The sequence below is a fragment of the Streptococcus oralis genome, from assembly GCF_016127915.1.
GTDB classification, from domain to species: Bacteria; Bacillota; Bacilli; order Lactobacillales; family Streptococcaceae; genus Streptococcus; species Streptococcus oralis_BO.
This window is the reverse complement of sequence record NZ_CP066059.1, coordinates 894193-921085: the sequence shown is the minus strand read 5'-3', so window position 1 is coordinate 921085 and position 26893 is coordinate 894193. Positions and strand designations below refer to the sequence as shown.

General features: G+C 41.0%; 19 protein-coding genes, 11 tRNA genes, 3 rRNA genes and 1 pseudogene. 33 read left to right on the top strand and 1 reads right to left on the bottom strand.

Annotated elements, in window-relative coordinates; all coding sequences use genetic code 11:
- The first annotated feature begins 174 nt into the window (after positions 1 to 174).
- From adhE to gap, 11 genes and pseudogenes are all read left to right on the top strand, one after another.
- Positions 175 to 2826 carry a bifunctional acetaldehyde-CoA/alcohol dehydrogenase gene (gene adhE, locus I6H78_RS04405; protein WP_084944770.1) on the top strand — a complete coding sequence of 884 codons (2652 nt, stop codon included), beginning with the start codon at positions 175 to 177 and terminating at the stop codon, positions 2824 to 2826.
- Between the two features lie 133 nt (positions 2827 to 2959).
- Positions 2960 to 3871 carry a helix-turn-helix domain-containing protein gene (locus tag I6H78_RS04400; RefSeq protein WP_198460185.1) on the top strand — a complete coding sequence of 304 codons (912 nt, stop codon included), beginning with the start codon at positions 2960 to 2962 and terminating at the stop codon, positions 3869 to 3871.
- Positions 3872 to 4024: 153 nt separating this feature from the next.
- On the top strand, positions 4025 to 4315 hold the full coding sequence (locus tag I6H78_RS04395; RefSeq protein WP_198460184.1) for a hypothetical protein: 291 nt from the start codon (positions 4025 to 4027) through the stop codon (positions 4313 to 4315).
- 25 nt (positions 4316 to 4340) lie between these two features.
- On the top strand, positions 4341 to 4547 hold the full coding sequence (locus I6H78_RS04390; protein WP_198460183.1) for a hypothetical protein: 207 nt from the start codon (positions 4341 to 4343) through the stop codon (positions 4545 to 4547).
- 32 nt (positions 4548 to 4579) lie between these two features.
- Positions 4580 to 5296: an ATP-binding cassette domain-containing protein gene (locus I6H78_RS04385; protein ID WP_050235539.1), complete on the top strand. Its 717-nt coding sequence runs from the start codon at positions 4580 to 4582 to the stop codon at positions 5294 to 5296.
- Complete coding sequence (locus I6H78_RS04380; protein ID WP_198460182.1) at positions 5253 to 6608, top strand: hypothetical protein; 1356 nt, start codon at positions 5253 to 5255, stop codon at positions 6606 to 6608. The genes I6H78_RS04385 and I6H78_RS04380 overlap by 44 nt, the downstream gene beginning before the upstream one ends.
- Positions 6595 to 6861, top strand: a complete 267-nt coding sequence (locus tag I6H78_RS04375) for a hypothetical protein (protein WP_050235541.1) — start codon at positions 6595 to 6597, stop codon at positions 6859 to 6861. The genes I6H78_RS04380 and I6H78_RS04375 overlap by 14 nt, the downstream gene beginning before the upstream one ends.
- On the top strand, positions 6858 to 7232 hold the full coding sequence (locus I6H78_RS04370) for a metalloprotease family protein (RefSeq protein ID WP_050235542.1): 375 nt from the start codon (positions 6858 to 6860) through the stop codon (positions 7230 to 7232). Before I6H78_RS04375 ends, I6H78_RS04370 begins: the two co-directional genes overlap by 4 nt.
- Positions 7222 to 7722, top strand: coding sequence for a TlpA family protein disulfide reductase (locus I6H78_RS04365; RefSeq protein WP_198460181.1), 501 nt, complete (start codon positions 7222 to 7224; stop codon positions 7720 to 7722). The genes I6H78_RS04370 and I6H78_RS04365 overlap by 11 nt, the downstream gene beginning before the upstream one ends.
- A gap of 469 nt (positions 7723 to 8191) precedes the next feature.
- Positions 8192 to 8758: pseudogene (locus I6H78_RS04360) on the top strand (ABC transporter permease); the annotation flags it as partial.
- 165 nt (positions 8759 to 8923) lie between these two features.
- Complete coding sequence (gene gap, locus I6H78_RS04355; protein WP_000260679.1) at positions 8924 to 9931, top strand: type I glyceraldehyde-3-phosphate dehydrogenase; 1008 nt, start codon at positions 8924 to 8926, stop codon at positions 9929 to 9931.
- 68 nt (positions 9932 to 9999) lie between these two features.
- On the opposite strand, the gene I6H78_RS04350 is transcribed toward gap, so the two are convergent.
- A complete protein-coding gene (locus I6H78_RS04350) occupies positions 10000 to 10875 on the bottom strand; it encodes an RluA family pseudouridine synthase (RefSeq protein ID WP_332836293.1) in 876 nt (291 codons plus the stop codon).
- Between the two features lie 86 nt (positions 10876 to 10961).
- On the opposite strand from I6H78_RS04350, the gene pbp2a reads away from it, so the two are divergent.
- From pbp2a to I6H78_RS04240, 22 genes are all read left to right on the top strand, one after another.
- Positions 10962 to 13157 carry a penicillin-binding protein PBP2A gene (gene pbp2a / locus I6H78_RS04345; protein ID WP_198460180.1) on the top strand — a complete coding sequence of 732 codons (2196 nt, stop codon included), beginning with the start codon at positions 10962 to 10964 and terminating at the stop codon, positions 13155 to 13157.
- Positions 13158 to 13209: 52 nt separating this feature from the next.
- A complete protein-coding gene (rpmG, locus tag I6H78_RS04340; protein WP_001809375.1) occupies positions 13210 to 13362 on the top strand; it encodes a 50S ribosomal protein L33 in 153 nt (50 codons plus the stop codon).
- A gap of 9 nt (positions 13363 to 13371) precedes the next feature.
- Positions 13372 to 13548, top strand: coding sequence for a preprotein translocase subunit SecE (gene secE, locus I6H78_RS04335; RefSeq protein WP_000505776.1), 177 nt, complete (start codon positions 13372 to 13374; stop codon positions 13546 to 13548).
- 57 nt (positions 13549 to 13605) lie between these two features.
- Complete coding sequence (gene nusG / locus I6H78_RS04330) at positions 13606 to 14142, top strand: transcription termination/antitermination protein NusG (RefSeq protein WP_000376728.1); 537 nt, start codon at positions 13606 to 13608, stop codon at positions 14140 to 14142.
- A gap of 120 nt (positions 14143 to 14262) precedes the next feature.
- Positions 14263 to 14736 carry a hypothetical protein gene (locus I6H78_RS04325; RefSeq protein ID WP_061853368.1) on the top strand — a complete coding sequence of 158 codons (474 nt, stop codon included), beginning with the start codon at positions 14263 to 14265 and terminating at the stop codon, positions 14734 to 14736.
- Between the two features lie 63 nt (positions 14737 to 14799).
- A tRNA-Glu gene (locus tag I6H78_RS04320) sits at positions 14800 to 14871 on the top strand.
- A gap of 231 nt (positions 14872 to 15102) precedes the next feature.
- Positions 15103 to 16651, top strand: a 16S ribosomal RNA gene (locus I6H78_RS04315).
- 51 nt (positions 16652 to 16702) lie between these two features.
- Positions 16703 to 16775 (top strand) — tRNA-Ala (locus tag I6H78_RS04310).
- A gap of 123 nt (positions 16776 to 16898) precedes the next feature.
- Positions 16899 to 19798, top strand: a 23S ribosomal RNA gene (locus I6H78_RS04305).
- Positions 19799 to 19874: 76 nt separating this feature from the next.
- Positions 19875 to 19989, top strand: a 5S ribosomal RNA gene (gene rrf, locus I6H78_RS04300).
- The 16S, 23S and 5S rRNA genes sit together here with 11 tRNA genes alongside, the layout of an rRNA operon.
- A 4-nt stretch (positions 19990 to 19993) precedes the next feature.
- A tRNA-Val gene (locus I6H78_RS04295) sits at positions 19994 to 20066 on the top strand.
- Between the two features lie 2 nt (positions 20067 to 20068).
- Positions 20069 to 20141: transfer RNA gene (locus I6H78_RS04290), tRNA-Asp, on the top strand.
- Between the two features lie 24 nt (positions 20142 to 20165).
- Positions 20166 to 20238 (top strand) — tRNA-Lys (locus tag I6H78_RS04285).
- Between the two features lie 5 nt (positions 20239 to 20243).
- A tRNA-Leu gene (locus I6H78_RS04280) sits at positions 20244 to 20325 on the top strand.
- A 12-nt stretch (positions 20326 to 20337) separates the two neighbouring features.
- Positions 20338 to 20410, top strand: a tRNA-Thr gene (locus I6H78_RS04275).
- Positions 20411 to 20437: 27 nt separating this feature from the next.
- Positions 20438 to 20509, top strand: a tRNA-Gly gene (locus tag I6H78_RS04270).
- A 7-nt stretch (positions 20510 to 20516) separates the two neighbouring features.
- Positions 20517 to 20602 (top strand) — tRNA-Leu (locus tag I6H78_RS04265).
- Between the two features lie 11 nt (positions 20603 to 20613).
- A tRNA-Arg gene (locus I6H78_RS04260) sits at positions 20614 to 20687 on the top strand.
- Between the two features lie 15 nt (positions 20688 to 20702).
- A tRNA-Pro gene (locus tag I6H78_RS04255) sits at positions 20703 to 20776 on the top strand.
- A gap of 175 nt (positions 20777 to 20951) precedes the next feature.
- A complete protein-coding gene (locus tag I6H78_RS04250) occupies positions 20952 to 25343 on the top strand; it encodes a PolC-type DNA polymerase III (protein ID WP_198460179.1) in 4392 nt (1463 codons plus the stop codon).
- Positions 25344 to 25417: 74 nt separating this feature from the next.
- Positions 25418 to 25921: a DnaA ATPase domain-containing protein gene (locus I6H78_RS04245; protein ID WP_013670155.1), complete on the top strand. Its 504-nt coding sequence runs from the start codon at positions 25418 to 25420 to the stop codon at positions 25919 to 25921.
- 15 nt (positions 25922 to 25936) lie between these two features.
- Complete coding sequence (locus tag I6H78_RS04240; protein WP_198460178.1) at positions 25937 to 26887, top strand: helix-turn-helix transcriptional regulator; 951 nt, start codon at positions 25937 to 25939, stop codon at positions 26885 to 26887.
- The last annotated feature ends 6 nt before the right edge of the window (positions 26888 to 26893 follow it).

Genomic DNA, 26893 nt, shown 5'->3' with positions numbered 1-26893 from the left:
CAATCATCCAAGCAAAACTCTGTTGTGTAGCTACATTGAGAAAAAAATCACAATCTTGGGGAATTTCTTTGTGAAATGTTTATGAAACTGTTTACAAAGCATAAAAAAAGAGTTATAATAAACTTGTGAAAAAATTAACAAAGGATAAAATCCTTAAAGGCTATGGAGGATAATATGGCTGATAAAAAAACAGTAACACCAGAGGAAAAACAACTTGCTGCTGAAAAGCATGTCGATGGTCTCGTGAAAAAAGCCTTGGTTGCGCTTGATGAAATGCGCAAGTTGAACCAAGAGCAAGTTGACTACATCGTGGCAAAAGCTTCGGTTGCAGCACTTGACGCGCACGGTATCCTTGCACAACATGCAGTTGAAGAAACTGGTCGTGGAGTATTTGAAGACAAGGCAACAAAGAATCTATTTGCCTGTGAGCACGTAGTGAACAATATGCGTGGAGTTAAAACAGTTGGAGTTATCGAAGATGATCCAATTACAGGTTTGACAAAGATTGCGGAGCCTGTCGGTGTAATCTGTGGTGTCACTCCGACAACAAACCCAACTTCAACAGCGATTTTCAAATCCTTGATTGCTTTGAAAACACGTAACCCAATCGTTTTTGCCTTCCACCCATCTGCTCAAGAATCATCAGCTCACGCAGCACAAATCGTTCGCGATGCAGCGATTGCAGCTGGTGCTCCTGAAAACTGTGTTCAATGGATTACAAAGCCATCTATGGAAGCAACTGGAGCTCTAATGAACCACGAAGGTGTTGCAACTATTCTTGCAACTGGTGGGAATGCTATGGTTAAAGCTGCATACTCATGTGGAAAACCAGCTCTTGGGGTAGGTGCCGGAAACGTTCCTGCCTATGTAGAAAAATCTGCTGACCTTCGTCAAGCTGCTCATGACATCGTTATGTCTAAATCATTTGATAATGGTATGGTCTGTGCATCAGAACAAGCCGTTATCATTGATAAAGAAGTATATGACGAATTTGTAGAAGAATTCAAATCATACCACACTTACTTTGTAAACAAGAAAGAAAAAGCCCTTCTTGAAGAATTCTGTTTCGGCGTGAAAGCTAACAGTAAAAACTGTGCAGGTGCTAAACTAAATGCAAACATCGTTGGTAAACCAGCGGCATGGATTGCAGAACAAGCAGGATTTAGCGTGCCAGAAGGAACAAACATCTTGGCTGCAGAATGTGCAGAAGTAGGACCAAAAGAACCGTTGACTCGTGAAAAATTGTCACCAGTTATCGCTGTCCTAAAAGCTGAAGATACAGAAGACGGTCTTAAAAAAGCTCGTCAAATGGTCGAGTTTAACGGACTTGGTCACTCAGCAGCTATCCATACAAAAGACGAAGCTCTTGCTAAACGCTTTGGTACAGAAATCAAAGCAATGCGTATTATCTGGAACTCTCCATCTACTTTCGGTGGTATCGGTGACGTATACAATGCCTTCATTCCATCATTGACACTTGGATGTGGTTCATATGGACACAATTCAGTCGGTGATAACGTGAGTGCGATCAACCTTCTAAACATCAAGAAAGTAGGGAAACGTAGAAATAATATGCAGTGGTTTAAAGTTCCTTCAAAAATTTACTTCGAACGCAATTCTATCCAATACCTTCAAACATGTGAAGATATTGAACGCGTTATGATTGTTACAGACAAATCGATCGAAAAACTTGGTTTTGTTCAACGCATTATTGACCAATTGAACAAACGCAGCAACCGTGTAACTGTCCAAGTCTTCTCAGACGTTGAACCAGACCCAGATATCACAACTGTAGAACGTGGTACTGAAGTAATGAGAGCATTTGAACCAGACACAATCATCGCTCTTGGTGGTGGTTCTCCAATGGACGCGGCCAAAGTAATGTGGCTCTTCTACGAACAACCACAAATCGACTTCCGTGACTTGGTTCAAAAATTCATGGACATCCGTAAACGTGCCTTCCGCTTCCCATCACTTGGTAAGAAAGCGAAATACATTGGTATTCCAACAACTTCAGGTACAGGTTCAGAAGTAACACCATTTGCCGTTATCTCTGATAAGAAAAACAATCGTAAATACCCATTGGCTGACTACTCATTGACACCAACTATTGCGATTGTTGACCCTGCTTTGGTTGAGTCAGTTCCAGACTTCATCGCTGCGGATACAGGTATGGACGTCTTGACTCACGCGACTGAAGCTTACACTTCAAACTTCGCTAACGACTATACAGACGGTATCGCCCTTCAAACAATCAAACTTGTCTTTGAATGGTTGGAAAAATCTGTTAAGACAGCTGATCCAGAAGCTCGCGAAAAAATGCACAATGCATCTACAATGGCTGGTATGGCCTTTGCCAATGCCTTCCTTGGTATGAGCCACTCAATGGCCCACAAGATCGGTGCGGTTCACCATACTGTTCACGGACGTACAAACGCAATCTTGCTTCCATACGTTATCCGTTACAATGGTACTCGCCCATCTAAGACGACTACATGGCCTAAGTATAACTACTGGAAAGCTGACGAAAAATTCCAAGATATTGCTAGAATGCTTGGATTGCCTCACTCAACTCCAGAAGAAGCAGTTGAAGCATACGCTAAAGCTGTTTACGAACTTGGTGTTGCAGTAGGTATCAAGATGAACTTCAAGGATCAAGGAATCGATGAAAAAGCTTGGAAAGACAGCTTGCATGAAATTGCCTTGCTTGCTTATGAAGACCAATGTTCACCTGCTAACCCTCGCTTGCCAATGGTAGCTGACATGGAAGAAATCATGGCAGATGCTTACTATGGTTATGCAGAACGACCAGGACGTCGCAAATAATTGTTTATCAGCCTAGAGGCAGGAGTGATCCTGTCTCTTTTTTGTACATTTTCTTGAAAAAATGTTATAATAAGTGTATATGTTTGTTTGACTATCAAAGTTTTTGTATCGAGCCGAGGGAGAAATGTAAGAGATGAATGATTTAGGGGAAAAGGTAAGACTCCTTAGAGAGGAGAAAGGTCTTAGTCGTCCAGTTTTTTGTGGAGATGAGTCAGAGTTATCCGTTCGTCAGTTGGTACGCATTGAAAAAGGAGAATTTCGTCCTACGATAAAAACACTAGAATACATTGCAGATAGGCTAGGCATTCCATCCTATGTCTTGATGCCAGACTACAAGGAGTTACCCAAGCGTTACCAAGAATTAAAATACTTTCTTCTTCATCATCCTGACTATGGAGACAAAGAGTTGCAGGAACAAAAGGAAAAATATTTTGATGAGATTTTTGAGTGTTTTTATGATGATTTGCCACGTGATGAGAAAGTGGTAGTGGATTGTCTTCAAGCCATAGATGAGGTGAGAGCGACTAGTAATTCCTTATACGGGAGCAGTGTGATTGAGGGCGGTCTTCAAGACTTACTATCCAGAGATGTATATAAAGCCGAGGACTTGTTGAAATTGAGACTGTATTTCAACTGTCAGTTAATGGATGGTTTAAATGTGGGTGAGATAAAAGAATCTGAGCATGAAAACATTCTTTATTTTCATGATAAACTAAGTTCTCAGGTTGATAAGATAAAGTTCGATTGTTTGGACTTGCTTAGAGATTCCTTGTTAGCTTCTTTAGCTTGTATAGAAATTATGGGGCTGTTTCATTATTTTAAGAGAGCAATTGACACCTTAAATAAAATAGGGCAGAAAACACGCGATTTTCAAAAACAACCAATTGTCTTGATGGTGGAGTGGAAATATTATATTCAGACGGATTATGAAACAGCAAAACAAAAGTATGAAGAAGCAAAAATGATGGCGAGAATGTTTGGCAATGAGAAATTAGTCGTTAGTTTAGACAATGAATGGACCGAGGATCTAGAAAGATATCGTTAAAGGGTTTATAGGAGTGACATTTCTGTCATTGGGGGAATGTCGCTTTTTTGTTACAATAAATTCGAAAAAAAAAGAAAGGAATTTACTATGATTAAAATACTGATTTTTCTATTTATCACTGGTGGGTGATGGAGTTGAGTTTAGAGGAATGATATGCTAGAATTTGAAAGAATAAACAATGTTTTATTGACTGGCATGTCAGAAGTAGGAGATGTATTGCTCATTCAACAAACGCTATCAAATCTTATTCAAGTAGAAATAAGAGTTAATGGCTATTTAATGGATTTGATTACAATAAAACCCCAAAAGTTAAAAATCTATCCTTTAGTAGGCATTAAAAAAAATGCACTTATTCTCGTTCAAGAAGTAAGTGTAGGACTTGATATGACGTTAGAGAATAACAGGACATTTAGGGATTTTAATTTTTTTAGAAAATTAAAATAGGTTTAAAGAAGAAAAGGAGAAAAAAATGCTTAATAGTTATATTTCGTTTTTAGAAAATAAATATGCTACAACTGTAACAGTAAAATGGATTTGGGCTGTTGTTGTATTGATTTCAGTTATCGGTGCGATTGGATATGCTGTTTACTGTACATGGGTCGGAGGAACGTTTGTTGGTGGTATCAAACTTGGTATTCCTGATTTTGTCCATGTAACTTTTAACTGTAAAAGATAGATAGAAGTAGCTTTCAATTAACGAGGTTAGAAATGATAGAAATAAAGAACCTGAGTAAGAAGTATAAAAATCGGATAGTGCTGAATGACGTAACAATATCTTTCCCTGAAAAAGGAGTGACTGTTATTGTTGGGGTCAACGGAAGTGGTAAGACAACATTGATGGATTGTATAGTAGGGATGAAGTCAATGGATTCGGGAGAGATTTTTGTCGATAGTTTTTCTTATAGTAGCGATAACTATAAATCAAAGTTATTCTATATTCCTTCTGACTTTTATCTTCCTGAGTTTATGACAGGTATAGAGTACTTACATTTTATTTTATCAAGATATGTTCATTCTAATCGATTGTTAATACCTGATTTTATTGATTTATTTGGGTTAGAATCAGCACAAAATCAGTTAATTGAAAGTTACTCATTTGGTATGAAGAAAAAAATTCAGATTATTGCAGCTCTTTTATCAAATGCTGAATATATATTATGTGATGAGGTTTTTAGCGGGTTGGATTTTGAAACGGAGTTACTGCTGACGGAATTGTTAAAAGTTATATCAAAGAAGTCAAGTATTGTATTGGTGTCACATAATAAGTTAGTTGTTGAAAAATTTTCAGATAATATATATTTGATGAGAAATGGTAAATTATCTCTATTTTCAGGGACTGCTGAAGATTTAGTAAAGAAAATTTCATTAATGGAGAGTGTTTATGATAAAATCCAATGGATTAAAACAAGTTTTGTTTCTGGTTGAATTTTTTATTAATAGCGCACTAAAAGGAATATTAAATCGCCCTTTTTTCTCTTCGAAAATTAGAAAAACTATTTTCTTTGCTATATTTTTTTCTCTTTATTTTGCTTACTTTATGTATAATATGAGTGAGCTAAATCACATTTCATCAAATTTGTCAGCAGTTGATAATAGTTTGTTGCATAAGGGGCAGGCGATAACGTTTTTTAGTTATTTCAGTAATACAATTACATTAGCTATCGTCAGTTTTGTTTTTGTAGAGACTACTGTAAGTTTAGATAAATCGTCACTATTTTTTGTCAAAGCATTGCCTTATCAAAATATTGTGGTGTATAGAGCGTATGTGCTGTTTAAAATTATTGTAATGTTGACTATTTATGGATTGGTTTCAGTTATTGCTGTACCTACTATTAAACTAATCACAGATAGCTTTTTCGAGGGGATACTATTTTCCATAACACAATTTTTAACATTTTTGATTACAGTTATCCTACTTGAGTGCTGTACTCGAATATTTAAAATAACTTGGTTTGTAAGAAAAAGCTTAGTATCTGTTGTTCTCTCTATACATTATTTGATTTTACTGTTATCGACGCTATACTATTTTTTCCATTTTAGATATGAATTTGAAAGTACTTTAGCCAACAACGTTACTAATTTATCATCATATATCATAATATCGTTTAGTGTAGCAATCTGTTTATTTTGTATGTTTAGTTTAATCATATATTCATATCCTACGAAAGAGAACATTTTTATATCTCAGAGATATATAAGAATGCCAGTTGTGGAAAAGACGATTTTTCGAAATAAGCAAAATATTGGAATTTTATTGCTATTTTTTACAATATGCACTATTGTCACGATTCAAAGCGGAATAAATATAGGAATAATCGTGGGAGGATCGTTGTTACCATTTGCTGGTATTCTACTACTGCATTTTGCGGATGTAACTGCTTTATTCCGCAAACAGTTTGATCTGATAAGAATTAGCTATAAGATGGATTGGTTCTATCAATTCTGTTTAATTATGTTATTGTCACTTCCAAGTGTCTTGATGTGGTTATTAAGTATTATTACGATTCATTCTCTGTTAAAAGGGATGAGCTTTTCAGTTGCGAGTTTATTACTAGGATATCTATTTCCTAAATCGTATGGTAGTCTGAATGAATTTACATCGGTTTTATTGTTAATGAGTTTATTTGTTGCATTTGGTGTGTTTTCAAATATGCTAGGAATGGAATTATTAGTATTGTTTTCACTAATAGTTCTCCATTTTATGATTGTTAGAAAGGTTAGAAATGAAAAATTATAGTAAATATTTTAGTGTTACAGTTGTTACTTATTTGTTTTTGTTGGTTATCGAGACCTTGGTAAAATTATTTTCTATTGGGGGAGAAAGTTCTCAAAGTGTGACGACCTTGCTTGGGATTTCAATTGATAATCATGTCACTGCTCATGAAATTTCTACTACATTTGGACTAACTCCTCAGATAGTTGTTACATTTGCTATATACTCTATCTTTGTCTCTGCTATAATTTATACATTTAAAAGAGGGACAAAATGATCTTGACATTAGGAGTATTATATATATTTTCTATTTTAGGTGGATTGATATTACACGAGTTACTCCATATTTTCATCGCGCATTTATTGAGATATAGTCCGAAACTAACTTTTTTGCCACCATTAAAATTTCAAGTATATTATGAAAATAGATATCAACCTTTGGATAATCTGCTTATATCGATTATTTCCCCGTTGTTTTTAGTCTTTATAGGATTTTTTATAGAATTAAATATATATACAATTATTTTAAAAATTACTTGTCTTTTAAATCTATTTAACTTGATACCAATTACAGGTGATGGAGAGGTTATTTTCTTATCTCTTATGCAGATGATAAAAAAGAAAAGAGGAAAAAGAATTGAAACTTAAATATTTACTGGGAGTGTTTTCGATAGTCGCACTGTTTGTAATTGGTTATTATTTTTCAAACTCAGTTACTCAAGCAAATACATATAACGATCGATTACCGGTATTTGTGCATGAAGATTCTGAACAAATTATACACAAGTTAGTTAGGAAAAAAGAAGGGATTTATTATTTTGGTTTCCCCACTTGTCCGTGGTGTGTAGAGTTATTGCCAGTTTTTAATGAAGTTTTATCAGAACATAAAAAGACGGCATTCGTTGTTAATGTAAGAGATAAAAACTATACAAATAGACAAAATGAGGTTCTAGAAAAATTTTATAAGCAGTACACAGGTGAGGATGGTTTATCCGTTCCTTTTGTAGTAGCTATTGATAAAAATGCAAATGTAAAAGTTCATGTGGGAACAGTAGATGATCATGATGCCAGCAAGAAGAGATTGACTTCTGTCCAAAAAGAAGAATTAATCAATGTTTTGAGTGATTTAATTAGATAACAATACCTTTTTATTTAGCCATCAAACCGAAACATATTACAGAGAAAATACAGTTTGGTTAAATAGTATCTTGGGAGCTTTTTGGTTGGGTATTACCAGCAGTGTCTATTCCTATCTTTTTATGGTATGTTCAGTATAGTATATTACAAATATCGATATTCTTATTAGGGATGGTGTTTGCCTATTTACTGTGCCAAAGTATACAATTTATAGAGGTCTTGATTTTTAAACGATATGAGTTTAAAGATGCAAAAGAGTTAGATGCCTTTTCTCTCCCAATAAAAACAAGAGTTGTTTTATATTTTGTTCGTCTTATACCAGTTTTAGTATTCTTGCTTTTCAATCAAATTAGAGGTCTTGATTTTCACATATTACTTGTACTAAACACATTATACGTGACGGCTATTTTCTATCTTTCATATCGTTACATGGTGTCAAAACTTATCAACGGAGGAAAACATGTCCATTTTTAAAAGAAGCTGAATTTACAAAGACTGTATCCTATTTTATTCTGGAACTTAAAGATCCTTCTCGTACGAAAACAGTAACAGAAGAATTGCAGAAAAATAAGAAGTATACAGTTCTTTCTCAACAGGCTGTTCTTGATATTGTGATTACCTTTATTCGTGTCATCCAGGGATTGCTAATTGTACTTTCTTCACAAGCGATTGTGGTAGCTGCAGTTATGATAGGCATCATCATTTACATCAATATCATGCAACGTTCTAAGGAAATTGGTGTCATGAAGGCAGTTGGCTATCAAAATAGAGATGTGAAAGGAATCTTTATCTACGAAGCTCTTTGGATTGTAGGAATTGCCTTGTTTATAGCTTTCATCATTGCTCAAGGGATAGGCAGTTTAGCGAATGTTATTGTTCACTATTTCTATCCATCAATCTCTAAAGTTTTTGAATTAAATCTTCTCTCCGTTTTAGGAACTCTTGTTTTTGCTTTGTTTCTTGGCTATATTTCAGCTTACTTCCCAGCACGTAAGATTAGTAAAATGGATCCGGTGGAATCCTTACGCTATGAGTAGGGAAAGAAGTTTATCAAAAAGAAACTGACATAGAAAATCAAGGTCAGCACTTGCAATTAAGCTCAAATAGTTATATAATAGGTTCGTTGAAAGGTGATTTGTAGTGATTCAAGTTACTCTTTTCACAATAAAATTTTCATGATTTTCATAAGGAGGAAATCACTAATGGTAGTTAAAGTTGGTATTAACGGTTTCGGACGTATCGGTCGTCTTGCTTTCCGCCGTATCCAAAACGTAGAAGGTGTTGAAGTTACTCGCATCAACGACCTTACAGATCCAGTTATGCTTGCACACTTGTTGAAATACGACACAACTCAAGGTCGTTTCGACGGTACTGTAGAAGTTAAAGAAGGTGGATTCGAAGTTAACGGTAAATTCGTTAAAGTTTCTGCTGAACGTGATCCAGAACAAATCGACTGGGCTACTGACGGTGTAGAAATCGTTCTTGAAGCAACTGGTTTCTTCGCTAAGAAAGATGCAGCTGAAAAACACCTTAAAGGTGGAGCTAAGAAAGTTGTTATCACTGCTCCTGGTGGAAACGATGTTAAAACAATCGTATTCAACACTAACCACGACGTTCTTGACGGTACTGAAACAGTTATCTCAGGTGCTTCATGTACTACAAACTGCTTGGCTCCAATGGCTAAAGCTCTTCAAGATAACTTCGGTGTTGTAGAAGGATTGATGACTACTATCCACGCTTACACTGGTGACCAAATGATCCTTGACGGACCACACCGTGGTGGTGATCTTCGCCGTGCTCGCGCTGGTGCTGCAAACATCGTTCCTAACTCAACTGGTGCTGCTAAAGCTATCGGTCTTGTAATCCCAGAATTGAACGGTAAACTTGACGGATCTGCACAACGCGTTCCAACTCCAACTGGATCAGTTACTGAATTGGTAGCAGTTCTTGAAAAGAACGTTACTGTTGATGAAGTAAACGCAGCTATGAAAGCAGCTTCAAACGAATCATACGGTTACACAGAAGATCCAATCGTATCTTCAGATATCGTAGGTATGTCTTACGGTTCATTGTTTGACGCAACTCAAACTAAAGTTCTTGACGTTGACGGTAAACAATTGGTTAAAGTTGTATCATGGTACGATAACGAAATGTCATACACTGCCCAACTTGTTCGTACTCTTGAATACTTTGCAAAAATCGCTAAATAATTCTTGAGTCGATAAAAAAGCAAGGCTTTCTGGCCTTGCTTTTTTATATATAAGAATAGATGATAATGTCATCCATTCTTTTTTAATTCTTTTTCAAAAGTATCCGATAGAACAGTGAAACTCAATTTTTCTAAGGTGAGTGGATGGGTAAAAGAAAAGCGAAAGGCATGAAGCATAAGCCGACTTGTTTTTGATTTACTATTATAGAGAGGGTCTCCCAAGATAGGATGCTTGTGATGAGAGAGGTGAACACGAATCTGATGCGTTCGACCGGTCTTTAGCTTGCAACGAACCAGAGAAGTCTTATTTGGGAATTGCTTTAATCGACTGATATGTGTTTCAGCGTATTGCCCATTTTTGGGATCTACTACTCGTTTTCTGCGATCATGACGATCGCGCCCGATTTTATCTTGAAAGACAAGTTCTTTACTCTCTACTCGTCCTTCTACGAGTGCCCAGTACTCGCGAGCAATTTCTTTTTTCTCCAACAAGCGATTAAGAATGGGAAGAATAAAAGGGTTCTTAGCAAAAAGCACTAGCCCGCTGGTTTCCATATCTAGACGATGAACGACATAGCAAGTTTGTCCAACGTAGGCAGAGATATGATTGAGAAGGGCGATTTCGTTTGGTTGATTACCGTGAGTTTTCATACCCTCAGGTTTGTTGACGACAATAAGATGTTGGTCTTGATAAATTTCTTGAACGAGGTCTGGATTTCCCCAAAGTATTTCCTTTTTGGGATAATCTTCCTCGTCAAAAGTCAATTGGCAAATATCCCCTGGTTTCACCATCTCGTTCCAGTGAACTTCTTCGTGGTTAATTAAGATGTTCTTCTTGGTTCTCAAAAAGTGACGGATTTTTCTAGGGATGAGGAGTTGTTCCTCTAGAAATTGTTTGACCGTCATTTGAGGCAAGGCTTCGGGTAATGTAAATGTGAATTGCATACAGATATTGTAACAAAAAAAGTCCTATTTGGATAGGGAGTAGCTAAATTCTTGAGTTCCTATGGTGAAGATGATAAAATAAACGCATGAAATTAGATAAATTATTTGAGAAGTTTCTTTCTCTCTTTAAAAAAGAAACGAATGAATCAGCGGAGTCTGATTCGACTAGCATGCGTCGTTCTCGGAGCGATAGAAAAAAAATGTCACAAGTAGGGCTAATTCGGAAATTTTGGCGTCGTTATCATCTGACAAAGATTGTCATCATTTTAGGGTTAAGCGCTGGCTTACTTGTGGGAACCTACCTATTTGCGATAGCCAAGTCTACCAATGTCAATGACTTGCAAAATGCCTTGAAAACGCGAACTCTGATTTTTGACCGCGAAGAAAAAGAGGCAGGAGCCCTATCAGGTCAAAAGGGGACCTATGTTGAACTGACAGATATCAGTAAAGACTTGCAAAATGCTGTTGTCGCGACAGAGGACCGTTCATTTTATAAAAATGATGGGATTAACTACGGTCGTTTCTTTCTAGCTATCCTTACAGCGGGTCGTTCTGGAGGGGGGTCCACTATCACTCAACAGTTGGCAAAAAATGCCTACCTTTCTCAGGACCAAACCGTTGAACGGAAGGCCAAGGAGTTTTTCCTAGCCTTAGAGTTAACAAAGAAATATAGCAAGGAGCAAATCCTTACTATGTACCTCAATAACGCCTACTTTGGAAATGGGGTATGGGGTGTTGAAGATGCAAGTAAGAAATATTTCGGTGTATCGGCTTCGCAACTAACGCTTGATCAGGCGGCCACTCTAGCAGGGATGCTCAAGGGACCAGAATTGTATAATCCATTAAATTCTGTTGAGACTTCGACCAACCGTAGGGATACTGTTTTGCAAAATATGGTTGCAGCGGGTTATATTGATAAAAATCAAGAGACCGAGGCGGCTGGAGTAGATATGGCTTCACAACTGCAAGATAAGTATGAAGGCAAAGTTTCGGATTATCGTTACCCGTCCTATTTTGATGCAGTTGTCAACGAAGCAGTTTCCAAGTACAATCTTACAGAAGAAGAGATTGTCAACAACGGCTATCGAATTTACACAGAGCTTGACCAAAACTACCAAGCAAACATGCAGGTTATTTATGAAAACACTTCGCTATTTCCAACAGCAGAAGACGGAACACATGCCGAATCAGGTAGTGTCGCTCTAGAACCCAAGACTGGTGGAGTGCGTGGAGTTGTTGGTCGTGTAGCTGGTGATGACAAACCAGGCTTCCGCAATTTTAACTATGCCACTCAGTCTAAGCGTAGCCCAGGCTCAACCATTAAACCTTTAGTCGTTTATACACCCGCAGTAGAAGCAGGATGGGCCTTGAACAAGCAACTGGATAATCATACGATGCAGTACAACAGTTATCAAGTAGACAACTATGCGGGCATTAAGACATCTCCAGAAGTACCTATGTATCAGGCCTTGGCAGAATCACTCAATCTACCGGCAGTTGCGACTGTAAATGAATTAGGTATTGACAAAGCTTTTGAGGCTGGGGAGAGATTTGGTCTGAATATGGAAAAAGTTGACCGAGTTCTTGGAGTTGCTCTTGGTGGAGGTGTGGAGACGAATCCTCTCCAGATGGCGCAAGCCTATGCAGCCTTTGCTAATGGAGGTTTGATGCCTGAAGCACATTTCATCACTCGTATTGAAAATGCCAGTGGTCAGGTCATCAAGAGTCATAAAAACTCCCAAAAACGAGTGATTGATAAGTCTGTAGCTGATAAAATGACCAGCATGATGTTGGGAACTTTTACAAATGGTACAGGAATTAGTTCGTCACCGGCAGATTATGTTATGGCTGGTAAAACAGGGACGACTGAAGCTGTTTTCAACCCAGAATATACCAGTGACCAATGGGTGATCGGCTATACTCCAGATGTTGTAATCAGCCACTGGCTCGGCTTCCCAACAACAGATGAGAACCATTATCTAGCAGGTTCTACCTCCAATGGCGCTGCCCATGTCTTTAGAAGTATGGCTAATACCATTTTGCCATACACTCCAGGTAGCACTTTTACAGTTGAGAATGCTTATAAACAAAATGGCATTGAACCAGAAAATACGAAAAAACAAGTTGTTGAAAATGAGACAAACCAGTCTGAGGATCCGATAGGAGATATTCGTAGTCGTGCACAAAATCTTGTAGATGAAGCAGGACGTGCGATTTCAGAAGCTAAAATAAAAGAAAAAGCCCAGACAATATGGGACTCAATCCTTAATCTATTTCGTTAAGAGGCTTGTCAAAGCCTAGGTTTCTTGTTATAATAGATAAGATGGAGGCGTTATGGCACTAAAAAAAGCAAGCCTAGCTTGTGCAGTTTGTGGTTCAAGGAATTACTCAATCAAAATTAGTGGGAACCCCAAGCCAACACGACTAGAAGTAAATAAATTTTGTAAACATTGTGGAAAATATACGACACATAGAGAAACGAGATAGGAGAGAACGATGGGTTTTATTAAGGATATTTTTAAACTTCTTAAAGAAACAACTTGGCCAACTCGCAAAGAAAGCTGGAGAGATTTTCGCTCTATTATGGAATACACAGCCTTCTTTGTGGTCATCATTTACATTTTTGACCAGTTGATTGTTTCAGGTTTGATTCGATTTATTAACATTTTTTAGAAGAAAAGTGGAAAACTTCTGCTAGCTTTCTTCTATATATGTATGAAAGGAAATATCATGGATAGTTTTGACAAGGGATGGTTTGTTCTACAAACTTATTCTGGCTATGAAAATAAGGTAAAAGAAAATCTATTGCAACGTGCGCAAACATATAACATGTTGGATAATATTCTTCGCGTTGAGATTCCAACACAAACCGTGCAAGTTGAGAAAAATGGAAAGAAAAAGGAAATTGAAGAGAATCGCTTTCCAGGTTATGTCCTTGTAGAAATGGTCATGACCGATGAAGCATGGTTCGTCGTTCGAAACACACCTAACGTAACAGGATTCGTCGGCTCACACGGGAACAGATCAAAACCAACTCCACTATTGGAACAAGAAATTCGTGATATTCTGGTTTCAATGGGACAAACTGTTCAAGAGTTCGATATTGATGTTGAAGTTGGCCAGACAGTCCGCATCATTGATGGCGCTTTTGCAGACTACACAGGGAAAATTACTGAAATTGATAACAACAAAGTGAAGATGATTATCTCCATGTTTGGTAATGATACGATTGCAGAAGTGAATCTCAACCAAATTGCAGAATTATAACCCCAGAGAGGCTTTGCCTCTCTTTTTATGTGCCGTTGAGGGAGGAAGAAGTATAGAATAGAGGAACTAGACCCAGGGCCTCGTGCATTTTGCTAAACTAAATGCAGAAAGGAGAGGTCTATGAATCTAAAAGACTTATATGAAGAAAGTAAAGGAATCGTCCATAAGTGTCGCAAAGATTATCATTTGCATCTGTGGGAGAAAGAGGACTGGGACCAGGAAGGCATGTTATGTCTGTATGAGCTGGTGAGTCGCAACCCAGAGTTACTAGAGGGCGACCGCCATCAACTATATGTTTGCTTTAAAACAAAGTTTAGAAATCGCATCCTAGATTACATCCGTAAACAGGAAAGCCACAAGCGCCGTTTTGACAAAGAACCCTATGAAGAGGTGAGTGAGATTAGCCATCGTCTAGGAGAAAAAGGACTCAGACTGGACGATTATTATCTCTTTCACGAACTTCTAAAGAATTATAAATCAAAGCAGAGTATGGAAAAACAAGAGTTAATAGATCGTCTCATGGGAGGGGAAGTCTTTAGAGGACGTAAAGCTCTCCTGAGAGAACTTTCCCTAATCTTTTCAGAATTTCGGTAAAGAGGAAAAAAGTTCTTGACAAAGGTAAAAAAGTAGGTATAATAGAAAGAGTTGAAAAGCTCAGGTCCGTTGGTCAAGGGGTTAAGACACCGCCTTTTCACGGCGGTAACACGGGTTCGAATCCCGTACGGACTATGGTGTATTGCGGTTAAAAAAACTTGAAAAAAAGTTCAAAAAATCTGTTGACAGAGACAGATGGCTGTGATATACTAATATAGTTGTCGCTTGAGAGAGAATGAGTGACAAAGACCTTTGAAAACTGAACAAGACGAACCAATGTGCAGGGCACTATAACTGAGGTTATAGTACTGAACAATGAAAAAACAATAAATCTGTCAGTGACAGAAATGAGTGAGAACTCAAACTTTTAATGAGAGTTTGATCCTGGCTCAGGACGAACGCTGGCGGCGTGCCTAATACATGCAAGTAGAACGCTGAAGCTTGGTGCTTGCACCGAGCGGATGAGTTGCGAACGGGTGAGTAACGCGTAGGTAACCTGCCTGGTAGCGGGGGATAACTATTGGAAACGATAGCTAATACCGCATAATAGTAGATGTTGCATGACATTTGCTTAAAAGGTGCAATTGCATCACTACCAGATGGACCTGCGTTGTATTAGCTAGTTGGTGAGGTAACGGCTCACCAAGGCAACGATACATAGCCGACCTGAGAGGGTGATCGGCCACACTGGGACTGAGACACGGCCCAGACTCCTACGGGAGGCAGCAGTAGGGAATCTTCGGCAATGGACGGAAGTCTGACCGAGCAACGCCGCGTGAGTGAAGAAGGTTTTCGGATCGTAAAGCTCTGTTGTAAGAGAAGAACGAGTGTGAGAGTGGAAAGTTCACACTGTGACGGTATCTTACCAGAAAGGGACGGCTAACTACGTGCCAGCAGCCGCGGTAATACGTAGGTCCCGAGCGTTGTCCGGATTTATTGGGCGTAAAGCGAGCGCAGGCGGTTAGATAAGTCTGAAGTTAAAGGCTGTGGCTTAACCATAGTACGCTTTGGAAACTGTTTAACTTGAGTGCAAGAGGGGAGAGTGGAATTCCATGTGTAGCGGTGAAATGCGTAGATATATGGAGGAACACCGGTGGCGAAAGCGGCTCTCTGGCTTGTAACTGACGCTGAGGCTCGAAAGCGTGGGGAGCAAACAGGATTAGATACCCTGGTAGTCCACGCCGTAAACGATGAGTGCTAGGTGTTAGACCCTTTCCGGGGTTTAGTGCCGTAGCTAACGCATTAAGCACTCCGCCTGGGGAGTACGACCGCAAGGTTGAAACTCAAAGGAATTGACGGGGGCCCGCACAAGCGGTGGAGCATGTGGTTTAATTCGAAGCAACGCGAAGAACCTTACCAGGTCTTGACATCCCTCTGACCGCTCTAGAGATAGAGTTTTCCTTCGGGACAGAGGTGACAGGTGGTGCATGGTTGTCGTCAGCTCGTGTCGTGAGATGTTGGGTTAAGTCCCGCAACGAGCGCAACCCCTATTGTTAGTTGCCATCATTCAGTTGGGCACTCTAGCGAGACTGCCGGTAATAAACCGGAGGAAGGTGGGGATGACGTCAAATCATCATGCCCCTTATGACCTGGGCTACACACGTGCTACAATGGCTGGTACAACGAGTCGCAAGCCGGTGACGGCAAGCTAATCTCTTAAAGCCAGTCTCAGTTCGGATTGTAGGCTGCAACTCGCCTACATGAAGTCGGAATCGCTAGTAATCGCGGATCAGCACGCCGCGGTGAATACGTTCCCGGGCCTTGTACACACCGCCCGTCACACCACGAGAGTTTGTAACACCCGAAGTCGGTGAGGTAACCTTTTAGGAGCCAGCCGCCTAAGGTGGGATAGATGATTGGGGTGAAGTCGTAACAAGGTAGCCGTATCGGAAGGTGCGGCTGGATCACCTCCTTTCTAAGGATAAGGAACTGCACATTGGTCTTGTTTAGTCTTGAGAGGTCTTGTGGGGCCTTAGCTCAGCTGGGAGAGCGCCTGCTTTGCACGCAGGAGGTCAGCGGTTCGATCCCGCTAGGCTCCATTGGTGAGAGATCACCAAGTAATGCACATTGAAAATTGAATATCTATATCAAATAGTAACAAGAAAATAAACCGAAACGCTGTAGTATTAATAAGAGTTTATGACTGAAAGGTCAGAAAATAAGGTTAAGTTAATAAGGGCGCACGGTGGATGCCTTGGCACTAGGAGCCGAAGAAGGACGTGACAAACGACGATATGCCTTGGGTAGCTGTAAGTAAGCGATGATCCAGGGATTTCCGAATGGGGGAACCCAACAGGTACTACCTGTTACCCACATCTGTTAAGGATGTGAGGAGGAAGACGCAGTGAACTGAAACATCTAAGTAGCTGCAGGAAGAGAAAGCAAAAGCGATTGCCTTAGTAGCGGCGAGCGAAACGGCAGGAGGGCAAACCGAAGAGTTTACTCTTCGGGTTGTAGGACTGCAATGTGGACTCAAAGATTATAGAAGAATGATTTGGGAAGATCAGCCAAAGAGAGTAACAGCCTCGTATTTAAAATAGTCTTTGTACCTAGCAGTATCCTGAGTACGGCGGGACACGAGAAATCCCGTCGGAATCTGGGAGGACCATCTCCCAACCCTAAATACTCCCTAGTGACCGATAGTGAACCAGTACCGTGAGGGAAAGGTGAAAAGCACCCCGGGAGGGGAGTGAAATAGAACCTGAAACCGTGTGCCTACAACAAGTTCGAGCCCGTTGATGGGTGAGAGCGTGCCTTTTGTAGAATGAACCGGCGAGTTACGATATGATGCGAGGTTAAGTTGAAGAGACGGAGCCGCAGGGAAACCGAGTCTGAATAGGGCGCATTAGTATCATGTCGTAGACCCGAAACCATGTGACCTACCCATGAGCAGGTTGAAGGTGCGGTAAGACGCACTGGAGGACCGAACCAGGGCACGTTGAAAAGTGCTTGGATGACTTGTGGGTAGCGGAGAAATTCCAAACGAACTTGGAGATAGCTGGTTCTCTCCGAAATAGCTTTAGGGCTAGCGTCGACATAAAGATTCTTGGAGGTAGAGCACTGTTTGGGTGAGGGGTCCATCCCGGATTACCAATCTCAGATAAACTCCGAATGCCAATGAATTATGGTCGGCAGTCAGACTGCGAGTGCTAAGATCCGTAGTCGAAAGGGAAACAGCCCAGACCACCAGCTAAGGTCCCAAAATAATTGTTAAGTGGAAAAGGATGTGGGGTTGCACAGACAACTAGGATGTTAGCTTAGAAGCAGCTATTCATTCAAAGAGTGCGTAATAGCTCACTAGTCGAGTGACCCTGCGCCGAAAATGTACCGGGGCTAAAACAATTTACCGAAGCTGTGGATACCTTTATAGGTATGGTAGGAGAGCGTTCTATGTGTGAAGAAGGTATACCGTGAGGAGTGCTGGAACGCATAGAAGTGAGAATGCCGGTATGAGTAGCGAAAGACAGGTGAGAATCCTGTCCACCGTAAGACTAAGGTTTCCAGGGGAAGGCTCGTCCGCCCTGGGTTAGTCGGGACCTAAGGAGAGACCGAAAGGTGTATCCGATGGACAACAGGTTGATATTCCTGTACTAGAGTATGTAGTGATGGAGGGACGCAGTAGGCTAACTAAAGCAGACGAATGGAAGTGTCTGTCTAAGCAGTGAGGTGTGATATGAGTCAAATGCTTATATCTATAACATTGAGCTGTGATGGGGAGCGAAGTTTAGTAGCGAAGTTAGTGACGTCACACTGCCAAGAAAAGCTTCTAGCGTTTAAACATACTCTACCCGTACCGCAAACCGACACAGGTAGTCGAGGCGAGTAGCCTCAGGTGAGCGAGAGAACTCTCGTTAAGGAACTCGGCAAAATGACCCCGTAACTTCGGGAGAAGGGGTGCTGACTTTAAGTCAGCCGCAGTGAATAGGCCCAAGCAACTGTTTATCAAAAACACAGCTCTCTGCTAAATCGTAAGATGATGTATAGGGGGTGACGCCTGCCCGGTGCTGGAAGGTTAAGAGGAGTGCTTAGCGTAAGCGAAGGTATGAATTGAAGCCCCAGTAAACGGCGGCCGTAACTATAACGGTCCTAAGGTAGCGAAATTCCTTGTCGGGTAAGTTCCGACCCGCACGAAAGGCGTAATGATTTGGGCACTGTCTCAACGAGAGACTCGGTGAAATTTTAGTACCTGTGAAGATGCAGGTTACCCGCGACAGGACGGAAAGACCCCATGGAGCTTTACTGCAGTTTGATATTGAGTGTCTGTACCACATGTACAGGATAGGTAGGAGTCTAAGAGATCGGGACGCCAGTTTCGAAGGAGACGTTGTTGGGATACTACCCTTGTGTTATGGCCACTCTAACCCGGATAGGTAATCCCTATCGGAGACAGTGTCTGACGGGCAGTTTGACTGGGGCGGTCGCCTCCTAAAAGGTAACGGAGGCGCCCAAAGGTTCCCTCAGAATGGTTGGAAATCATTCGCAGAGTGTAAAGGTATAAGGGAGCTTGACTGCGAGAGCTACAACTCGAGCAGGGACGAAAGTCGGGCTTAGTGATCCGGTGGTTCCGTATGGAAGGGCCATCGCTCAACGGATAAAAGCTACCCTGGGGATAACAGGCTTATCTCCCCCAAGAGTTCACATCGACGGGGAGGTTTGGCACCTCGATGTCGGCTCGTCGCATCCTGGGGCTGTAGTCGGTCCCAAGGGTTGGGCTGTTCGCCCATTAAAGCGGCACGCGAGCTGGGTTCAGAACGTCGTGAGACAGTTCGGTCCCTATCCGTCGCGGGCGTAGGAAATTTGAGAGGATCTGCTCCTAGTACGAGAGGACCAGAGTGGACTTACCGCTGGTGTACCAGTTGTCTTGCCAAAGGCATCGCTGGGTAGCTATGTAGGGAAGGGATAAACGCTGAAAGCATCTAAGTGTGAAACCCACCTCAAGATGAGATTTCCCATGATTTTATATCAGTAAGAGCCCTGAGAGATGATCAGGTAGATAGGTTAGAAGTGGAAGTGTGGCGACACATGTAGCGGACTAATACTAATAGCTCGAGGACTTATCCAAAGTAACTGAGAATACGAAGTGTAAGGTTTTCTTGAGATTTGATAGATATTCAATTTTGAGTAGGTATTACTCAGAGTTAAGTGACGATAGCCTAGGAGATACACCTGTACCCATGCCGAACACAGCAGTTAAGCCCTAGAACGCCGGAAGTAGTTGGGGGTTGCCCCTGTGAGATATGGAAGTCGCTTAGCTCGAGGGAGTTTAGCTCAGCTGGGAGAGCATCTGCCTTACAAGCAGAGGGTCAGCGGTTCGATCCCGTTAACTCCCATAGGTCCCGTAGTGTAGCGGTTATCACGTCGCCCTGTCACGGCGAAGATCGCGGGTTCGATTCCCGTCGGGACCGTTTAAGATAACGGCAGTTATTTTAGACTCGTTAGCTCAGTTGGTAGAGCAATTGACTTTTAATCAATGGGTCACTGGTTCGAGCCCAGTACGGGTCATATTTGCGGGTTTGGCGGAATTGGCAGACGCACCAGATTTAGGATCTGGCGCTTAACGGCGTGGGGGTTCAAGTCCCTTAACCCGCATAATAGAAAGTAGCCGGCTTAGCTCAGTTGGTAGAGCATCTGATTTGTAATCAGAGGGTCGCGTGTTCAAGTCATGTAGCCGGCATTTTTTTATATAGAATAAGAGGTCGATGCGAACGTAGTTCAGTGGTAGAACACCACCTTGCCAAGGTGGGGGTCGCGGGTTCGAATCCCGTCGTTCGCTTAGAGAGGCCGGGGTGGCGGAACTGGCAGACGCACAGGACTTAAAATCCTGCGATTGGTAACGATCGTACCGGTTCGATTCCGGTCCTCGGCATATAATGATGAGCACCCTTAGCTCAACTGGATAGAGTACCTGACTACGAATCAGGCGGTTAGAGGTTCGACTCCTCTAGGGTGCATTTTTTTATTTAACGCGGGAAGTAGCTCAGCTTGGTAGAGTACTTGGTTTGGGACCAAGGTGTCGCAGGTTCGAATCCTGTCTTCCCGATCGATTACGAGGATACTTTTGGGTATCTTTTTTTATTTACTTAGGAGATTCTGAGAGTCTTCTTTTTTGTTTACGGAATAAATTTGTGTAAACTAGCAGTGCTTAAGGAATGGTAGTGACTATATATTTTCTTTAATTATGGTAAAATAGTAAGAGAATAATGTGAGGAAAATGAATGTCAAGTAAGTTTGAAATTTTGATGAATCAACTAGGAATCTCGGATCAATTGAGACAGGATACTGCTCTTGTTGATGCAAGAATTGAGCGTGTTGTGGTTCATAAAATTAGTAAGATTTGGGAATTTCATTTTGTATTTTCTAATATTTTACCGATTGAAATCTTTTTGGAGTTAAAGAAAGGGCTTAGTGAAGAATTTTCTAAGACAGGGAACCGAGCTGTTTTCGAAATCAAGGCTCTTTCTCAAGAATTCTCTAATGAACTCTTGCAGGCCTACTATAGAGAGGCTTTTTCTGAAGGTCCATGTGCAAGTCAGGGGTTTAAATCTCTTTACCAGAATTTAAACGTTCGTGCGGAGGGAAATCAACTCATTATTGAAGGTTCAGAGGCGATTGATAAGGAACACTTTAAGAAGAATCATCTTCCTAATTTGGCAAAGCAACTCGAAAAGTTTGGTTTTCCAGCTCTTGTATGCCAAATAGAAAAGAATGATGCTCTTACACAAGAGCAGGAGGAAGCCTTCCATACAGAGAATGAACAGATTGTTCAGGCTGCCAACGAAGAAGCATTGCGGGCTATGGAGCAACTGGAACAAATGGTCCCTCCTCCAGTAGAAGAGAAGCCAGTCTTTGATTTTCAGGCTAAAAAGGCTGCAGCCAAGCCAAAACTAGATAAGGCAGAAGTTACCCAGATGATCGATGTGACGACTGAGGAGAATCGTTTGGTCTTTGAAGGGGTCGTTTTTGATGTGGAGCATAAGGTGACCAGAACTGGTCGCGTTTTGATCAACTTTAAAATGACAGACTACACTTCAAGTTTTTCAATGCAAAAATGGGTTAAGAATGAAGAAGAAGCTCAGAAGTTTGACATCATTAAGAAGAATTCTTGGCTCCGAGTTCGTGGAAATGTGGAGATGAATAATTTCACACGAGATTTGACCATGAACGTCCAGGATGTGCAGGAAGTTGTTCACTGTGAGCGGAAGGATTTGATGCCAGAAGGTGAGCGTCGGGTTGAGTTTCATGCTCATACCAATATGTCTACCATGGATGCTTTACCAGAGGTTGAAGAAATCGTTGCGACAGCTGCTAAGTGGGGACACAAGGCGGTTGCCATCACAGACCATGGGAATGTTCAGTCCTTCCCACATGGCTATAAGGCAGCCAAGAAAGCTGGAATTCAGCTAATCTATGGAATGGAAGCCAATATTGTGGAAGACCGTGTCCCTATCGTCTATAACGAAGTGGAGATGGACTTGTCAGAAGCGACCTATGTGGTTTTTGACGTGGAAACGACGGGGCTTTCAGCCATCTATAATGATTTGATTCAGGTTGCGGCCTCTAAGATGTACAAGGGAAATGTTATTGCCGAATTTGATGAATTTATCAATCCTGGGCATCCCTTGTCAGCCTTTACTACTGAGTTGACTGGTATTACAGATGATCATGTCAAAAATGCTAAACCACTGGAACAAGTTTTGCAAGAATTCCAAGAATTTTGCAAGGATACAGTCTTAGTTGCTCACAATGCCACCTTTGACGTTGGCTTTATGAATGCCAACTATGAGCGTCATGGTCTGCCTAAGATTAGCCAGCCAGTTATCGATACGCTGGAGTTTGCTAGAAATCTCTATCCTGAGTATAAACGTCATGGTTTGGGACCTTTGACTAAGCGTTTTGGTGTAGCACTTGAACATCACCACATGGCCAACTACGATGCGGAAGCGACTGGTCGTCTGCTTTTCATCTTTATCAAAGAGGTAGCAGAAAAACATGGTGTGACCGATCTAGCTAGACTAAACATTGATCTAATCAGTCCAGATTCTTATAAAAAAGCTCGGATCAAGCATGCGACCATCTATGTCAAGAATCAAGTAGGTCTAAAAAACATCTTTAAGCTGGTTTCTTTGTCCAATACCAAGTACTTTGAAGGAGTACCACGGATACCGAGAACAGTTCTAGATGCCCATCGAGAAGGATTGATTTTAGGGTCAGCTTGCTCTGAGGGTGAAGTTTTTGATGCGGTCGTTTCCCAAGGTGTGGATGCGGCGGTTGAGGTGGCTAAGTATTATGACTTTATCGAGGTCATGCCACCGGCTATCTATGCTCCCTTGATTGCTAAAGAGCAGGTCAAGGATATGGAGGAACTCCAGACTATTATCAAGAGTTTGATAGAGGTTGGGGACCGTCTTGGCAAGCCTGTTCTAGCTACGGGAAATGTCCACTATATCGAACCGGAAGAAGAGATTTACCGTGAAATTATTGTCCGTAGTTTGGGCCAAGGGGCTATGATTAACCGAACCATCGGTCATGGTGAACATGCCCAACCAGCACCGCTACCGAAGGCTCATTTTAGAACGACTAATGAGATGTTGGATGAGTTTGCTTTCTTGGGAGAGGAACTGGCACGCAAATTGGTTATTGAAAATACCAATGCCTTAGCAGATATCTTTGAACCTGTTGAGGTTGTTAAGGGTGACTTGTACACACCTTTCATTGACAAGGCGGAAGAAACGGTCGCCGAGCTGACCTACAAGAAAGCTTTTGAGATTTATGGAAATCCGCTGCCAGATATCGTTGATTTACGGATTGAAAAAGAATTAACTTCCATTCTGGGGAATGGATTTGCCGTGATTTATCTGGCATCGCAGATGCTGGTGCAACGTTCCAATGAACGGGGCTACTTGGTTGGTTCTCGTGGGTCTGTTGGGTCCAGTTTTGTTGCGACTATGATTGGGATTACGGAGGTTAATCCTCTCTCTCCACACTACGTCTGTGGTCAGTGTCAGTACAGCGAATTTATCACGGATGGTTCTTACGGTTCAGGGTTTGATATGCCTAATAAGGACTGTCCAAACTGTGGTCATAAACTTAGCAAAAATGGACAGGATATTCCGTTTGAGACCTTCCTTGGTTTTGATGGAGACAAGGTTCCCGATATTGACTTGAACTTCTCGGGAGAAGACCAGCCTAGTGCTCACTTGGATGTACGTGATATCTTTGGTGAGGAATATGCCTTTCGTGCAGGAACGGTTGGTACGGTGGCTGCCAAGACTGCCTATGGCTTTGTCAAGGGCTACGAGAGAGACTATGGCAAGTTTTATCGTGATGCAGAGGTGGAACGCCTCGCTCAAGGTGCTGCTGGTGTTAAGCGGACGACAGGACAACACCCGGGGGGAATCGTTGTTATTCCGAACTACATGGACGTCTACGATTTTACGCCTGTCCAGTATCCAGCAGATGACGTGACGGCTGAATGGCAGACAACTCACTTTAACTTCCATGATATCGATGAGAACGTCCTCAAGCTTGATGTACTGGGGCATGATGATCCGACTATGATTCGGAAATTGCAGGATTTGTCTGGGATTGATCCTAATGAAATCCCTATGGATGATGAAGGTGTCATGGCCCTCTTTTCTGGGACGGATGTGCTTGGGGTGACTCCTGAACAGATCGGAACGCCGACGGGTATGCTGGGGATTCCAGAATTTGGAACCAACTTTGTACGTGGGATGGTAGACGAGACGCATCCGACGACTTTTGCAGAGTTGCTTCAGCTCTCAGGTCTATCCCACGGTACCGATGTGTGGTTGGGAAATGCCCAGGATTTGATCAAGCAAGGGATTGCGGACCTATCAACCGTTATCGGTTGTCGGGACGACATCATGGTTTACCTCATGCATGCGGGTCTCGAACCTAAGATGGCCTTTACCATCATGGAACGGGTGCGTAAAGGTTTGTGGCTGAAGATTTCCGAAGAGGAGCGAAATGGCTACATCGAGGCTATGAAGGCTAATAAGGTACCAGAGTGGTATATCGAATCCTGTGGAAAAATCAAGTATATGTTCCCTAAGGCCCATGCGGCAGCCTACGTTATGATGGCCTTGCGTGTAGCCTACTTCAAGGTTCACCATCCGATTTATTATTACTGTGCTTACTTCTCTATCCGTGCCAAGGCTTTTGATATCAAGACCATGGGTGCGGGCTTGGATGCTATCAAGCGCAGAATGGAAGAAATCGCTGAAAAACGGAAGAATAATGAAGCCTCTAATGTGGAAATTGACCTCTATACAACTCTTGAGATTGTCAATGAAATGTGGGAACGTGGCTTTAAGTTTGGCAAGTTGGACCTCTATCGTAGTGATGCGACTGAATTCATCATTGATGGAGATACCCTCATCCCACCATTTGTAGCAATGGATGGTCTGGGAGAGAACGTTGCTAAGCAGTTGGTGCGTGCGCGTGAAGAGGGTGAGTTCCTCTCTAAGACAGAACTGCGCAAGCGTGGTGGACTTTCATCAACCTTGGTTGAAAAGATGGATGAAATGGGGATTCTTGGTAATATGCCAGAGGATAACCAGTTGAGTTTGTTTGATGATTTATTTTAAAAAAAATTAACAGACGGACAAAAATTGTCCATCTGTTTTGTTATACTTATAGCATAACAAAGAAAGAGGTTTAAATGATGAACAATACAGGATTAGATAACAAATATCAATTTGAAAATTTTATAGAAAAAGACGGTAATGCTTTAGCAAAAAAAGAAGCTTTAGAAGTAGTAAAGAACTTAGGATTAAAATACAATCCCCTTTATATTTATGGGCAATCAGGTTCAGGAAAAACACATCTCCTGCAAGCAATTGGAAATAAGGTTCTTGAGAACAATCCAGAAAAGCGAGTAAAATATATTTCTGCTAAAGATTTGTTAGAAAATGAGCTAGAAATACAAAAAGTTAGAAGTGAGAAGTTTGATCTCCTAATAGTAGATGATATTCAGATATTGGGAGAAAAGGATGATATGATTCAAGAAAAATTTTTTAATCTTTTTAATTCTCAACATGATATGAATAAACAAATGGTTTTCTCTGGTGACTCTGAACCAGATCAATTGGAAAATCTAAATTTTCATTTGATTGTGCGTTTTAAGTGGGGAATGACAGCTTGTCTAACATCGCTTGAAGATTAACAAAAAGGACATTAGATGAATGATCAAGAGAGATTACTAACAATCTTTTTACGCTTACAGTTTGGGACTCCGTTAGGAAAAAAGCAATTAGCCCAGGAATTTGAGGTTAGTGAAAAGACGATACAGAGAGATTTTTCGCTCCTTCGTGATATTTTATCCAGTCATCCCGATTTTAATGGAGACCTGCTTTATAGTCGTAAAACGAATAAGTATAGCCTATCAAGTAAGTCAGTTTTTAATAAAAAGGATATACTTGTTATTTCAAAGATTTTATTGGAAAATCGAGCATTGAATCGGCCAGAAATTGATAGCTTACTAAAAAATTTACTGATTTTAATTCCTCGTGATGACCAGAAAGAAATTGAGCAAATCATTGGTAGTGAAAAGCTTAATTATGCTCCCTTAACGGATCAGCAAGATAGAATAGAGAAAATTTGGAATTTATCGGAGTCTATTCTACGTGAACAGGTCTTAGACATTATCTATCAAAAACCTTATTCGGAGTCTTCTAAGAAGCAGACGGTTTTGCCTGTATCTCTTTACTATGATAGTCATTATTTTTATCTGGTTGTTTATCAGTTAAAACACGCTACTTATATTACTTTAAGAGTAGACCGTATCCAATCATGGTCTCTTAGTGGTATAGAGAAACCCTCTATTTCTTATCGAGATAAATTTAGAGATGGTGATATTCGTAATGAGAGAGTTGATGCTTTTATCGGGAAGAAAATCAGTATTGAGATTGGGTATTTGTATGATCCTACTATTGTGATGGATCAATTTCCAAATGCAAAAATAGTTGGGAAAAATGGTGCCTGGACTCATTTTAAGTTTAAAAGTCAGTATACACCGGGTCTTAAACGCTGGTTACTGGGACAAGGGGAAGCAGTTACTGTTTTGTCTCCTCGGATTTTAGTAGAAGATATGAAGCAAACTGTTCAAGAAATGATAGATAAATATAGATGAGGATAA